Origin of the sequence: Paenibacillus sp. FSL R5-192, assembly GCF_000517845.1 — a bacterium.
GTDB classification, from domain to species: domain Bacteria; phylum Bacillota; class Bacilli; order Paenibacillales; family Paenibacillaceae; genus Paenibacillus; species Paenibacillus amylolyticus.
This window is the reverse complement of the sequence record NZ_ASPR01000006.1, coordinates 167700-181278: the sequence shown is the minus strand read 5'-3', so window position 1 is coordinate 181278 and position 13579 is coordinate 167700. Positions and strand designations below refer to the sequence as shown.

Genomic DNA, 13579 nt, shown 5'->3' with positions numbered 1-13579 from the left:
ATCCAATAGCAAGTTGTAATTCGCATGTTTCGTTTCGAATCTAGTTTTCAGAGAACGATCTCTGAATGTAAGCTATGCGTTTGGTGGCGATGGCGGAGGGGTTCCACACGTACCCATCCCGAACACGACCGTTAAGCCCTCTAGCGCCGATGGTACTTGGACCGCAGGGTCCTGGGAGAGTAGGACGCCGCCAAGCAATCTAAAGACACACTTGATGATATCGAGTGTGTCTTTTTTATTTTAATCCTAAATACTTATATAAACCTTAACAGCCCTGGTAAATAACCAAGGCTGTTTACTATTTCAATATTTATGAGAATGTTAAATAACTTTAAAAGGATCATTTCTTCTCTTTCATCGATTTAAGTACAACATCTGTCTATACTTTCATTTGGTTGCAAGCCTCCCCAAGGATTGTAAGGGAGTTCTGCAATGCATGCTGGGTTTCCGAATCAATGATGACGCCTTGTTTGTTCATTTTCAATGTAATATGAGGAATGGTTAAACAGCCCTCCTGTAGAACTTGTGCATTAATCATGTTTAGTGTGAGCAATAAGGAAGCATGGGCTTTGTCACCTCCCATGGGGCTTGGGGAAGCAGCAATGACAATGGTGGGTTTATTGAGCCATTCTCCAGAAGATACAACCCAATCTAGTGCGTTTTTTAAGACCCCAGGAACGCCGTTTCCATACTCTGGCGTGCAGATAAGGACACCGTCCGAATGCTTAAGTTGGGCTCTCAAGTTCTGTACGGACACTGGACCCTCCTCGACATCGAGGTCAGGGTTAAAATGCGGCAGATCATTTAATCCATCATATACTTCAAACTTAAGGTTAGTGTGAGCCAGTTTAATCATGGCGTGCATTAGTAACGTATTGGAGGACTGATTGCGCAGACTTCCGGAAATGGCAAGGATATTTAATTCTTTTTTCATGGATATAGATCATCTCTATTCTTTAGTAATGTAGGGCAATTAGTTTATTTTCCTCCTGTTTGAATGAGCTGTCTATAAAAAACGCATATAATTAAGACATTCTTCATGTTAGTCAGGGAAAATCCACAATTCTTCATCAAAATGCATGCCATCGTTTGTATTGCTCTGGGTAATAGAATGAAGAGATCACTTTAAAATAAACAACTAACGAAAGAATCATAATAAATATTTTATAAAATTAGTACCAAGTACTAAGACTTAGTGCTATAATGGTAAAAAACAAGTGAGGTGACTACCGGTATGAAGCATCAATCAAAGGCAACCATCACGGCAATGGGGACGTATGTACCGGATCGAATATTAACGAATGCTGATCTGGAGAAATTGGTCGAGACAAGTGACGAATGGATTGTACAGCGTACTGGTATGAGAGAACGGCGAATTGCAGCTGAAGATCAATTTGTATCTGACCTGGCTACGAAGGCTGTAGAAGATATGATACATCGTTATGATGTAAGTGTAGAAGATGTGGATATGATCCTTGTGGCTACAAGTACACCTGAATATGCTTTCCCAAGTACGGCATCCAGAGTACAGGCTAATCTTAAGATCCCACACACGGGTGTACTGGATTTAAATGCTGCATGCGCAGGTTTTACCTACGGTTTACAGCTAGCCGACAGTCTGGTGACCAGTGGAATGTACCGCAAAGTACTGGTAGTTGGAGCAGAGACATTATCCAAAATTACGGATTACACAGACCGCACGACTTGTGTACTGTTTGGTGATGGAGCGGGGGCCTTCTTGGTGGAGAGATCATCGGGTGCTGAAGGTGACTTTATGGCAGCCATATCAGGTACACATGGAGAAGGCGGTGTACATCTCTATAAGAGTGGTCTGTCTTCGGAGATGAATGGTGTGCCTTTACAGGGCGAAGGTTGTTTAGTTCAGAATGGGCGAGAGATTTATAAGTGGGCTGTACGGACGATTCCAGAGCAATTGGGTAAACTTATAACGAAAGCTGAATTAAGCCCTGACCAGATTGACTGGTTTGTCCCTCATAGTGCCAACATGAGAATGATTGAAGCTGTTTGCGAACGTGGTCCGGTTCCTTTGGAACGTACTTTAACCAGTGTCGAGTATCGTGGGAACACATCTGCCGCTTCCATTCCGCTGGCGCTACAGATTGCAGTGGATGAAGGGAAGTTGAAAGAAGGACAGAGCGTAGCTCTCTTTGGCTTTGGCGGTGGTCTGACGTACGCAGGTCTGGTGCTGAAATGGGGCGTGCCGGACAACGTTCAGGAATGAGTAACATCCGACGGTATGCAACACAAAAATAAATAGAGAACATAAAAGAGACCACCCAAACTTCATGCTGTCATGAAGAAGGTGGTCTCTTTAGTGGGTTAACTCGTTTCAAAAAAGTGATATGATTGCATCTATTTTTTGTGTTAACCGGAATTGCTTAATCCCATAAATATTTTACGGCGTAAGCTTAGGCGCTTGGCGGTGATGTGTACCTTGTTCGTAGCTGTAAGCCAGCTTGATCAAGGTTCCTTCATCAAAGGCACGACCAAGGAATTCCATGCCTACTGGCAAACCATCAGTTGTGAAACCAGCAGGGACCGTAATCGCCGGGAAGCCGGAGAAAGGACTCAATCGGTTGTTACCACCGGAGTTTTGTCCTTCGCCAATAACACCAGCGGCTTGTGTGGACGTAGGATAGATGATGGCATCCAGGTTGTTGTCTGCCATAACTTTCAGCAGGGACTCACGTGTAACTTGGGTGCGTTTCAGGACGATGTCCTTGTATTCGGTAGTCTCCAACGTTTGGCGTGCATCCCGAGTCTTCATTGATTGTTCTTGTGACTTATCAAACTCTCCGGAAGCGATGATCTCGGACAGACTGTGATATGGAGCGTCTGCACCCAATGAGTCCAGATAGTCATTCAGTTGGAACTTGAATTCATATCCGCTGAGACTTGGGTATTTGTTGATCTCAGTCAAGTTCGGGATGGAAATGGGAACTGCGGTAGCGCCCAGTGTCTTCAGTTCTTCCACAGCGGTGTTGATCACGTCAGCAACGGCTTTTTCTTCAGCTTTGTTACTTGGGATGAGTTCTGTGGCCACACCGATGCGTGCACCTTTCAGTCCGTTTACATCCAAGAAGTCTGTATAGCTGGATGGAATTTTGCCAACCGCGTAGGCTGTAGCGACATCCTTTTTATCATAGCCGGCTGTAGCATCCAACATGATTGCAGTGTCACTAACCGTACGAGCCATAGGCCCACCTACATCCTGTGTCAAAGCCAATGGGATAATGCCTTCACGGCTGGACAGTCCGATGGTTGGGCGGATACCCACAAGGCTGTTGAAGCTGGATGGGATTCGGATCGAACCACCAGTGTCTGTACCCATGCCGGCTGCAGCAAAGTTTGATGCAATGGCTGCACCTGTTCCACCGCTTGATCCACCTGGATAGTGATCCAGGGCGTAAGGGTTCAGTGTTTGTCCACCCAATGAGCTGGATGTCGTTATGCCGAATGCGAATTCATGCAGGTTCGTTTTGCCCAAAATAATGGCGCCAGCTGCTTTGAGTTTCTTCACTTGTTCAGCATCGTGAGCAGGAATGGAATCTTTCAGACAGATACAGCCTGCGGTTGTCGGCATGTCATTGGTATCGAAATTGTCTTTTACCAAAACCGGAACGCCATGCAGAGGCCCGCGGGCACCTTGTGCTGCACGTTCTTCATCCAATTGCTCCGCAATTTGGAGTGCATCCGGGTTCAGGGTTAATACGGCGTTGATGCTTACACCTTGATCATCGTATTTTTCAATGCGGTCCAGATATTTTTGAACCAGTTCTTTTGATGTCAGTTTTCCTTGCGTCATTGCAGTCTGGAGATCCATGATGGTTGCTTCCTCCAGGACAAACGGTTTTATGTAGTTATAAATGCGGTCTTTCAGTATGGAGAGGTCATTCTCGGTAAGTACAGCGTTTGGAAGGAAGAGGGAATCGGTATAACCTTTCATTAGCCCTGCCGTATTCAATGCACCAACAGCACCTGCGAAAGTGGCTTCATCCGGGACATCTTTGAATGATACGGTAGTCGAATCCAGCTTGAGCCATTGTTGCAAGGCGACCGCAGCATCTTTACGTTGTACGGTTGTGCCGGAGAGCTTGTCCATGGTAAAAGGAACACCTGCAAGTGTAGCCGCTTCTTCCATAGCCTGAACAAATGCTACCGGAGTTGCTGGCGCTTTTCCTTTGGATACAGCTGCTACTGTTGTTTTACTCGTAGGCGTTGCCGTTGCGGCTGATGCCGAAGGTACCGTTTCTCCCCATGTTGTGGCAACAACAGCACCTGCCAGTAACAAAGCCCCACTTTTTTTCAATACAGATCCATGATAAGTCATGCATCCACGCTCCCTTCCTGTGTCTCATTGATGTGTGTAGCGATTCTGTTTCTATGCTTTTGACACATTGTATAGTTATGTCAGGTAATCTTACAAGGTTTATATTTATCCAAAAAAACGTATACATCAATACTTTACAGTGTTAATACTTACTGATGCTTCTGATTTCGTGTACTCAGGAAAACTATCAAACGAAATAATGTAATTAAAAGTGACATGAATACGACATATTGTTTAAACATGAGGTTACAGAATGCAAGTAGATTGGGAAAGGGAGAAGACAGAGCATACCTTTACCGTGAAATGATATAATGAAAAGATAGGATTAGAAGAGACATAAGGCATTACAGAGAGGAAGAGATATGAAGTGAAGACATTGGTACTCGCAGAAAAACCATCTGTAGCACGCGAAATAGCCAGAGTTATGGGTGCGCGTGATAAACATAAAAGTTATATGGAAGGCCCGAAATATATCGTTACCTGGGCGCTTGGACATCTGGTTGGATTAGCTGAACCCGAGGATTACGACAAAAAGTATGCAACATGGAATCTGGAGGACCTGCCCATTCTGCCAGATCGTACGAAATTGAAAGTACTTAAAGAGACCAACCATCAATATAAAGCCGTGCAGCAGTTGATGAAACGTCAGGATGTAGGCGAACTGGTCATTGCGACCGATGCAGCACGTGAGGGAGAATTGCTGGCTCGTTGGATCATGCAGATGGCGGGGTGGAAAAAAACTTTTAAACGCCTGTGGATTTCATCCCAGACAGATAAGGCGATCAAAGACGGATTTGCTTCGCTGAAGCCAGGCAGTCAGTTCGACCGCCTCTATGAATCTGCACGTTGCCGGGCGGAGGCTGACTGGATGATCGGACTTAACGTGACCCGTGCATTAACCGTTCGTTTCAATGCCCAGTTGTCTGCTGGACGTGTACAAACTCCGACCTTGGGCATGATTATGGACAGGGAAAATGAAATTAACGGTTTCCGCTCGCAGGAGTATGAGACGTTAACGGCAGACATGGGAGGTTTTCAGGCTGTGTGGCGGGCAGCTGGAGGAGATTCACGAATTTTCGACCCTCAAGAAACACAAGAATTGAAGAAACGGGTAGATGGGCGCAAGGGCACGATTGCCCAAGTGAAGAAAAGCGAGAAGGTTGAGCCGCATCCACTGGCATATGATCTGACGGAACTACAACGGGATGCCAACCGGAAGTATGGTTTCTCTGCAAAGCAAACATCAAATGTCCTGCAACGTCTGTATGAACAGCACAAGCTTGTGACGTATCCGCGTACGGACAGTCGATACCTCACTTCGGACATGACAGCTACGTTGAAAGAACGGCTGGATAGTGTAGCCATTGGACCTTATGCGTCTTTGGCACGTCCTTTGCTGCGCAAAAATCTGGATATCACCAAACGTATTGTGGATGACAGCAAAGTTACGGATCACCATGCGATTATCCCAACGGAGCAGACGGTACTTTTGAATCAATTGAATCCAGAGGAACGCAAACTGTACGATCTGATCGTACGTCGTTTTATCAGCCTATTCTATCCGGCAGCGAAGTACGATTCGGTTGCGATCACGGTTCAGGTGGGGAATGACTCCTTCCATGTTAAAGGTACAACGGTGAAAGAAAGTGGATGGCGTGAAGTATACGGCGGCGATTACAGCGATGATGACGATGACCGTACTGATGATGCAGCAGACCATGAGCGTGCGCTTTTGCCAGATGTGCAGCAAGGGCAGTCCGTGACGGTTCAGCGTTGCCATATTAAAAGTGGACGGACGATGCCGCCCAAACGGTATACCGAAGCTGCTTTGCTTTCCCAGATGGAAAAGCATGGACTCGGCACTCCAGCTACACGTGCGGATATTATCGAGAAGCTGGTCAGTTCCGATACAATAGATCGTCAAGGCAACAGCATGCATCCAACCGGTAAAGGAAAACAGTTGATTGAACTGGCTGCCCCGCAGCTTCGTTCACCGGATCTGACTGCCCGCTGGGAAGCTGAACTGGAACGCATCGCTCGTGGGCAAGGGAAACCGGGGCCGTTCCTGGATGGTATCCGTTCAATGGCGAAAGAGTTGGTGTCCACCGTAAAAGGCAGCAAAGCAGAGTACAAGCCGCATAATGTGTCCAATAGCCATTGCCCGGACTGTAACGCACGGTTGTTGGAGAAGAAAGGCAAGCGCGGCAAGTTTCTTGTATGTCCTACCGAGGACTGCGGGTATCGTCGTTCGGCAGAAAAGAGACTCTCCAATCGTCGTTGTGCGCAGTGCCACAAAAAGATGGAAATCAAAGAAGGTAAGGCGGGGTTATACGTACAATGTCTACCTTGTGGTATTACAGAAACGTTGGATAAGGATAAACAGCATGTGAACAAACGCGATCAGCAAAAGCTGGTGAAACAATATGCGAAGCAGGAGTCCATTGGGTCTAACCTTGGAGATCTGCTGAAGGCGGCTATGGAGAAAAAGGGAGAGTAACACGCTTGAGGGTAGTTGAAGTCGTATAAGATCCTCCGTTTTCAGGCAACGTAAGCCAAGGAGGTGATACCTACATGCCGCATAACAAACCAGAGAAGATCCATAACCAGCAAAACAAAGACAGTATTCGGGAAGAGAGTATCGCTGTGCGCCCGGACAAAGCAGCCAAAAGAGCACCAAGCCTGAACGGTATTCCAAAACAGGAGTCCTAGGTTAGAGCGAGGTTAGCGTTATTACACAAAATTGCGTTTCCCTATCCGGTGCGTTGAACATGTCTCTGATGAGGACTATAATGGAGACAGGGAGATGTCCCGGGACAGGGGGATCGCTAGAATTATATGCAAACCGGACTTATATTGTGGTTTTTATTTATTAATGTAGTTGGTTATCTGGTGATGTCGGATGATAAGAGGCGTGCGCAACAGCGTCGTGACCGTACACCCGAACGGACGTTATTCTTATTAGCATTTATAGGCGGTGCTTTGGGAGTCTGGATCGCGATGTATCGGAAAAGGCATAAGACTAAACATCCCAGCTTCACCATTGGCATTCCATTGTTGTTATTCTTAAATGCGGTAATCTATGGTTACTTTATTCAATGAACACATGGAACACATGCGTAACCATTCGAACAAGACTTACGCTGAAGTGAAAGGTGTATCATTAATTCGTCTGATATGTAAATTCATTCGTATAAATGGTTCATTGTGGCTCTGGAACGTTTAAGGAGTTACATGGTTCTGTTATTTAACTGTTAGTTTATTACATGTCAGACCGAAGCTTGCTTCGCGTGCTCTACATATAAAGGAAGGGACGGGATTCACATGTTATTTTCCAAAATATTAGTGGCTTATGATGGTTCCAAAGCTTCAAATAAAGCACTTGATCGTGCGATTGAGCTAGCTAAAGTGTCCCCAAATGCAGTACTGGATGTCATTCATGCTTTTGATTTCCCACGTGTATTTATTGGTGAGGGACTGGCTCCATTGCCACCTTCACTTAATAATGACTATTACAATCTCGCGGTACAGACGACAGATGAAGCAAAAGAGCGAATTCAGGCTGCGGGTGTAACGGCCAATGTGGACCTGATTCAAGGAGCAGCTGCGGAAGTATTGCTTGATTTTGCCAAAGAGAATGATTCTGATATCATTATTATTGGTAGCCGCGGACTGGGTGGTATTCGGGAATTTGTCCTGGGTAGTGTCAGTCACAATGTGGTGCAACATGCGCGGGTTCCAGTACTGATCGTAAAATAATGGATGAAGTGTGTACGCACTGAAAAGCAGGAAGCCGGTTGTCTTCGAGAGATTGAAGAGGAGCCGGCTTTCTTTTATGGGATGAAATGGATGGTTAAGCGAATTTAAAGAAGCAATTCCCGAACATTATATTTGTCAATATGTTAAATGTTCGTCTTTAAGTTGACATTAGCTGTAGGGGATTGTTAGAATGTTAGATGTGTCGATCAGGTAAGAATAAGGTCGAGTAGGAACGAAATATGTAATAAGAGATTACAAAAATGAACGAAGATAGTTTGATAGATATTTGCTCGTATAACGCCGGGAATAGGGCCCGGAAGTATCTACCCGGGAACCGTAAATTTCCGGACTACGAGGAGATACGGCTGAGAGTCGCATGAAACCAGATGCGGACAGCAAGCCCCCTTTTGGCATGCCCAAATGAGGGATACGTATTTCTTGGAGTCCGGTGTCCGGAGAAAATGTGATGTTTTCGCGGGTAGCGGATTTTTTCATTTCACACGTAATAAGAGTTCCTTAATAGTCAGATGTAATCAAAAAAGCGCAGACGGGAGTTGGATGTATTCATGTCACTGCAAGTCGCTGTAATTATGGGCAGCAAGTCGGATTGGGAAACGATGAAACATGCGTGCGAGGTGCTGGACGAACTGGAGATTGGGTATGAGAAAAAGGTGGTCTCCGCCCATCGTACACCGGATCTGATGTTTGAATACGCAGAGCAGGCGATTGATCGAGGATTTAAGGTGATCATTGCAGGGGCAGGCGGGGCAGCACATCTACCCGGTATGGTTGCCGCCAAAACGATGCTTCCAGTCATTGGCGTACCGGTTCAATCCAAAGCATTGAACGGTCTCGATTCCTTGTTGTCCATTGTTCAGATGCCTGGTGGTATTCCCGTCGCAACTGTGGCGATTGGCAAGGCAGGGGCAACCAATGCAGGATTGCTGGCAGCTCAAATGATCGGTGCTTTTGACCCGGATGTCCAACGTCGCTCTGAAGCTCGCCGAGAGCGCATCAAACAAGAAGTACTCGAAAGTAGTGAAGAACTATGAATAGAGCAGGGAACCAATCCGGTATAGCAGGAGAGCTAAAAAAAGTCCTGCCGCCCGGGAAAACAACCATCGGCATTCTTGGAGGCGGACAGCTCGGACGGATGATGACGCTCGCAGGAACGGCAATGGGGTATCGATTCGTTACTCTTGATCCCGCTGCGGATGCACCTTGTGGTCAAGTTGCTCGTCAGATTGAAGCTGGTTATGACGATGCCAAAGCTGCACTTGAACTGGCTCGGCAATGCGATGTCATTACGTATGAATTCGAAAATGTAGATGCAGAAGTGGCTGGGCTGCTTGAACGTGAGTCTTACGTTCCGCAAGGAAGTGCGTTACTGTACACCACACAACATCGGTTGCGTGAAAAACGTGCGATCGAAGCCGCCGGAGTGAGAGTCGCGCCTTATCGGGAAATCATAAGTGCGGATACGATGCTTGCTGCTGTTAGCGAACTTGGAGTGCCCTGTGTACTGAAGACGGTGACTGGAGGCTACGATGGCAAAGGTCAACGGGTCATCCGGGAAGCAAGTCAGGCTGTTGCGGCATACGAAGAACTTGCGGCTACTGGTGCGGAACTGGTGTTGGAACAATTCATCAAGTTTGAATGCGAAATATCGGTCGTTGTAGCGCGTAGTACAAATGGGGAGATCAAAACGTTCCCGCCAGCGGAGAACATTCATGTGAACAACATTTTGCATGCTTCAATTGTACCGGCTAGAGTTGCCGCAGATATCCAGATTGAAGCGCAAAAGCTGGCAGCAGCGGTGGCAGAATCGATGAAGGCTGTTGGACTGCTGGCTGTGGAACTGTTTGTAGCGGCGGATGGAAGACTGTACGTCAATGAGCTGGCACCAAGACCGCATAATTCTGGTCACTATACGATGGAAGCTTGTGCGACTTCTCAGTTCGAACAACATATCCGTGCCATCTGCGGGTTACCACTTGGGGACACTTCGTTATTGAGTCCGGTTGTTATGGTCAATGTGCTTGGAGAACATCTGGAAGGCATTATCGCCAGAACAGGGCAACCTGATGTAGAAGCGATAGAGCTCGGTGTGATTCCCAAGCTTCACATATATGGTAAAACCGAAGCAAAAACAGGACGTAAGATGGGGCATGTGAATCTGCTCTGTCAGGATGTTGAAGAAGGATTGCAATGGATTGAACAAACTAATCTCTGGAGGAATACAAATTCATGATTGAACGTTATAGCAGACCCGAAATGAGAGCCATCTGGACCGAAGAGAACAAATTCCAATCGTGGCTGGAAGTTGAAATTTGTGCATGTGAGGCGTGGGCCGAACTGGGTGTTATCCCTAAGGAAGAAGCAGCATTGCTTCGTCAGAACGCATCTTTTGACATCGATCGCATCTATGAGATTGAAAAAGAAACACGTCATGACGTTATCGCATTTACACGTACGGTATCTGAAAGTCTGGGTGCGGAGCGGAAATGGGTGCACTACGGACTGACTTCCACGGATGTCGTAGATACGGCTCTAGGTTATGTATTGCGTCAAGCGAATGAGATTCTGGAAAAGGATATCGTGAATTTCATTGAAATTCTTCGTGAAAAAGCATTGGCTTATCAGCACACACCAATGATGGGACGTACGCACGGTGTGCATGCGGAACCAACGACATTTGGACTGAAAATGGCATTGTGGCATGAAGAGATGAAACGGAACCTGGAGCGTTTCCGCCATGCAGCAGACAATGTACAATACGGCAAAATCTCAGGCGCAGTTGGAACATACGCGAACATCGATCCGTTTGTTGAAGAGTTTGTCTGCGAGAAGCTGGGCACGAAACCTGCGCCGATCTCGACTCAAACATTGCAACGTGACCGTCACGCAGAATATATGGCTACACTGGCGTTGATCGCAACGTCCCTGGACAAGTTTGCTACAGAGGTACGTGCGCTACAGAAGAGTGAGTTCCGTGAAGTGGAAGAAGCTTTTGCTAAAGGTCAAAAAGGATCTTCTGCGATGCCACACAAACGTAACCCGATCGGTAGTGAAAACATCTCCGGTCTGTCCCGCGTCATTCGCGGACATATGGTATCCGCATACGAGAACGTAACGCTCTGGCATGAGCGCGACATCTCACATTCTTCTGTAGAACGTATCATTCTACCGGATGCAACGATGCTGCTGAACTACATGCTGAACCGTTTTGGTAACATCGTGAAGAACCTGACGGTATTCCCTGAAAACATGAAACGCAACATGGAGCGCACCTACGGGGTACCATTCTCCGGTCGCATCATGACAAAGCTGATCGACAAAGGTTTCAGCCGCGAGCAAGCATACGATACCGTTCAACCACGTGCGATGCAAGCATGGGAAGAACAACGCCAGTTCCAGGATATCGTGAAATCCACACCGGAAATCACGGAAGTGCTGAACGAAGAAGAAATCGCAGATGCATTCAACCCGTCATGGCACCTGAAGCACGTAGACACCATCTTCAAAAAGCTCGGCTTGAACGATTAATATATAAGTCCCATAAGGCTATAGCGCAGAATGATGGTTCAGCAGGGAACGCAGAGGACAGAAATAAGCTGAAGAAGCAAAGCGTTCGCCTTTATCCCCGGATTTTCACTTTGCAAAAGTGGAATCAAAAAATCTGGGGATAACAGCGATCGGAAGATTGTTCTGTCATCGGAGTGGAGTCCGCACCATCAGGATTCTGTCCTTAGCCTTACATCTCCTGAAAGAAGGTGAGCCCATGGCACTGTCCACTGCGGCAGATCTCGTTAAAGCACCTCTGTTATATAAAGGAAAAGTACGTGAATTGTACGATCTGGGTGAACATTTTCTGATCGTGGTTACGGACCGTATATCGGCATTTGATTACGTGCTGGACCCGGCGGTTCCCGAGAAAGGAAACGTACTGAATAAACTCAGCAGCTTTTGGTTCGAACTGACGGGTGACATGATGGAGAATCACGTCGTTCATACCGATGTGAATCAACTGGGTGATCTCATCACAGACCCTGAATTGCTCAAAGACCGCATCATGGTAACCCGCAAAGCAGAACGCATTGATATTGAATGTGTCGTGCGTGGATACATCACGGGTGGGGGATGGAGACAATACGAGACGAGTGGTGAAGTGAATGGCATTAAACTGCCTGATGGACTTCGCAAAAACGCCAAGCTCGAAGTTCCTATTTTCACACCGGCAGCCAAAAACGATGTTGGTCACGATGAGGACATCCCAATGGATCGCATGAAAGAACTGGTGGGAGACGCACTCGCAGTTGAGCTTCAGGAAAAAAGCTTGCGCCTGTACGAATTCGCCCGTGATTACTGTGATCAGCGTGGCATCATTCTGGCAGATTGCAAATTCGAGTTCGGCATCGTGGATGGCAAGGTCATCCTGATTGACGAAATCTTCACCCCAGATGCTTCACGCTTCTGGGCCAAAGAGAATTATGAACTCGACATCGAGATCGACAGCATGGATAAAGAGCCAGTGCGCACCTATCTCGCCGGAACCGATTGGGACAAGAACAGCAAACCTGATCCACTTCCACAAGAGGTAGTAAAGACAACAACCGCAAGATACGTCGATATTTATAACCGTTTAACGAAATAATAAAGTTTAACGTTTGAGCGAGAGGCTATGGGAAAGTTTGGCTTTCGATCGCTGTTGCCCCCGGAATGTTTTGATTGGAATCCTTTTTTCAAAAGGAAACATTCCGGTTGCAAAGGCGAGCACTTCGTTTCTCTAGCTCAAATCTTTCCCTCCGCCAGTGTTCAAACTGGTGGGTGAGGCAATTAAGAGCGGTGGCTTCCCACAGGTAGGGGAAGCCTGAAAAATTAAGAGAATTAAATTCACTAATTACTAAAGTAACTTAAAGACCATTCGCCATTCACTGTTTTGAAGGAATGGTCAGGCTAGACCATTACACACCGTGCAACGTAAAAGGTTTAGGCCTTTAAAAAACGTCGCATGGACTAGCGGAGGGGCGGAATTGTTCTTAAAGGAGCGATAGCGTTCGCCTTTGTCCCCGGGTTTTGACCGCACAGCGGGCCAAAACAATCAAAAAACCTGGGGACAACAAGCGACCGGAAAGAACAATCCGCCCTGGAGCAAGCTCCACACCCCATGTTTAACAGCATAAAGCATTTATCCCGTTCATTACTGAGGAGGAACATAAGGATCATGATCAAAGCAACCGTATATGTCACTATTAAGCAAAGCGTACTCGACCCGCAAGGCGTAGCTGTTCAAGGAGCCCTGCATTCAATGGGATTCAACGAAGTGGAAAGTGTACGGATCGGTAAAGTCATGGAACTGAACCTGGATACAACAGATCGTGCGGAAGCGGAGAAACGATTGAAAGTCATGTGTGAAAAGTTGCTGGCCAACACCGTTGTTGAAGATTACCGCTACGAATTGGAGGGTTAATC

12 protein-coding genes, 1 rRNA gene and 1 riboswitch are annotated in these 13579 nt (G+C 46.7%); of the genes, 11 read left to right on the top strand and 2 right to left on the bottom strand.

The window, feature by feature from the left end; translation table 11 throughout:
- Window positions 1-79: 79 nt before the first annotated feature.
- A 5S ribosomal RNA gene (rrf, locus tag C161_RS04315) occupies window positions 80-196 on the top strand.
- Window positions 197-379: 183 nt separating this feature from the next.
- On the opposite strand, the gene C161_RS04310 is transcribed toward rrf, so the two are convergent.
- A complete protein-coding gene (locus C161_RS04310; protein WP_036668406.1) occupies window positions 380-934 on the bottom strand; it encodes an NADPH-dependent FMN reductase in 555 nt (184 codons plus the stop codon).
- A gap of 300 nt (window positions 935-1234) precedes the next feature.
- Here C161_RS04310 and C161_RS04305 point away from each other — a divergent pair, with 300 nt between their 5' ends.
- On the top strand, window positions 1235-2242 hold the full coding sequence (locus tag C161_RS04305) for a ketoacyl-ACP synthase III (RefSeq protein WP_036668405.1): 1008 nt from the start codon (window positions 1235-1237) through the stop codon (window positions 2240-2242).
- Between the two features lie 174 nt (window positions 2243-2416).
- Here C161_RS04305 and C161_RS04300 read toward each other — a convergent pair whose 3' ends face one another.
- Window positions 2417-4351: an amidase family protein gene (locus tag C161_RS04300; RefSeq protein ID WP_036668404.1), complete on the bottom strand. Its 1935-nt coding sequence runs from the start codon at window positions 4349-4351 to the stop codon at window positions 2417-2419.
- Window positions 4352-4718: 367 nt separating this feature from the next.
- On the opposite strand from C161_RS04300, the gene C161_RS04295 reads away from it, so the two are divergent.
- From C161_RS04295 to purS, 9 genes are all read left to right on the top strand, one after another.
- Entirely contained in the window at window positions 4719-6848 is a 2130-nt protein-coding gene (locus C161_RS04295) for a DNA topoisomerase III (protein WP_036668403.1), read from the top strand.
- Between the two features lie 74 nt (window positions 6849-6922).
- Window positions 6923-7060 carry a hypothetical protein gene (locus C161_RS32715; protein ID WP_017690703.1) on the top strand — a complete coding sequence of 46 codons (138 nt, stop codon included), beginning with the start codon at window positions 6923-6925 and terminating at the stop codon, window positions 7058-7060.
- 126 nt (window positions 7061-7186) lie between these two features.
- Window positions 7187-7450, top strand: coding sequence for a DUF1294 domain-containing protein (locus C161_RS04290; RefSeq protein WP_017690702.1), 264 nt, complete (start codon window positions 7187-7189; stop codon window positions 7448-7450).
- 222 nt (window positions 7451-7672) lie between these two features.
- Window positions 7673-8107 carry a universal stress protein gene (locus C161_RS04285; RefSeq protein WP_017690701.1) on the top strand — a complete coding sequence of 145 codons (435 nt, stop codon included), beginning with the start codon at window positions 7673-7675 and terminating at the stop codon, window positions 8105-8107.
- A 270-nt stretch (window positions 8108-8377) separates the two neighbouring features.
- A riboswitch (purine riboswitch) is annotated at window positions 8378-8479 on the top strand.
- A gap of 194 nt (window positions 8480-8673) precedes the next feature.
- Window positions 8674-9159 (top strand): 5-(carboxyamino)imidazole ribonucleotide mutase, encoded by a 486-nt coding sequence (gene purE / locus C161_RS04280; protein ID WP_017690699.1) that lies wholly within the window; start codon window positions 8674-8676, stop codon window positions 9157-9159.
- Complete coding sequence (purK, locus tag C161_RS04275) at window positions 9156-10358, top strand: 5-(carboxyamino)imidazole ribonucleotide synthase (protein WP_036668401.1); 1203 nt, start codon at window positions 9156-9158, stop codon at window positions 10356-10358. Before purE ends, purK begins: the two co-directional genes overlap by 4 nt.
- Window positions 10355-11653, top strand: coding sequence for an adenylosuccinate lyase (purB, locus tag C161_RS04270; RefSeq protein WP_036668399.1), 1299 nt, complete (start codon window positions 10355-10357; stop codon window positions 11651-11653). Before purK ends, purB begins: the two co-directional genes overlap by 4 nt.
- Window positions 11654-11888: 235 nt before the next feature.
- Window positions 11889-12761 carry a phosphoribosylaminoimidazolesuccinocarboxamide synthase gene (locus C161_RS04265; RefSeq protein ID WP_036668396.1) on the top strand — a complete coding sequence of 291 codons (873 nt, stop codon included), beginning with the start codon at window positions 11889-11891 and terminating at the stop codon, window positions 12759-12761.
- 570 nt (window positions 12762-13331) lie between these two features.
- Window positions 13332-13577, top strand: a complete 246-nt coding sequence (gene purS / locus C161_RS04260; RefSeq protein WP_017690695.1) for a phosphoribosylformylglycinamidine synthase subunit PurS — start codon at window positions 13332-13334, stop codon at window positions 13575-13577.
- Window positions 13578-13579 lie beyond the last annotated feature (2 nt).

What these genes read in the sequence shown, in the direction of transcription:
- C161_RS04310 (WP_036668406.1), bottom strand. Translation starts at nt 934, where the DNA reads ATGAAAAAAGAATTAAATATCCTTGCCATTTCCGGAAGTCTGCGCAAT.
- C161_RS04305 (WP_036668405.1), top strand. Translation starts at nt 1,235, where the DNA reads ATGAAGCATCAATCAAAGGCAACCATCACGGCAATGGGGACGTATGTA.
- C161_RS04300 (WP_036668404.1), bottom strand. Translation starts at nt 4,351, where the DNA reads ATGACTTATCATGGATCTGTATTGAAAAAAAGTGGGGCTTTGTTACTG.
- C161_RS32715 (WP_017690703.1), top strand. Translation starts at nt 6,923, where the DNA reads ATGCCGCATAACAAACCAGAGAAGATCCATAACCAGCAAAACAAAGAC.
- C161_RS04290 (WP_017690702.1), top strand. Translation starts at nt 7,187, where the DNA reads ATGCAAACCGGACTTATATTGTGGTTTTTATTTATTAATGTAGTTGGT.
- C161_RS04285 (WP_017690701.1), top strand. Translation starts at nt 7,673, where the DNA reads ATGTTATTTTCCAAAATATTAGTGGCTTATGATGGTTCCAAAGCTTCA.
- purE (WP_017690699.1), top strand. Translation starts at nt 8,674, where the DNA reads ATGTCACTGCAAGTCGCTGTAATTATGGGCAGCAAGTCGGATTGGGAA.
- purK (WP_036668401.1), top strand. Translation starts at nt 9,156, where the DNA reads ATGAATAGAGCAGGGAACCAATCCGGTATAGCAGGAGAGCTAAAAAAA.
- purB (WP_036668399.1), top strand. Translation starts at nt 10,355, where the DNA reads ATGATTGAACGTTATAGCAGACCCGAAATGAGAGCCATCTGGACCGAA.
- C161_RS04265 (WP_036668396.1), top strand. Translation starts at nt 11,889, where the DNA reads ATGGCACTGTCCACTGCGGCAGATCTCGTTAAAGCACCTCTGTTATAT.
- purS (WP_017690695.1), top strand. Translation starts at nt 13,332, where the DNA reads ATGATCAAAGCAACCGTATATGTCACTATTAAGCAAAGCGTACTCGAC.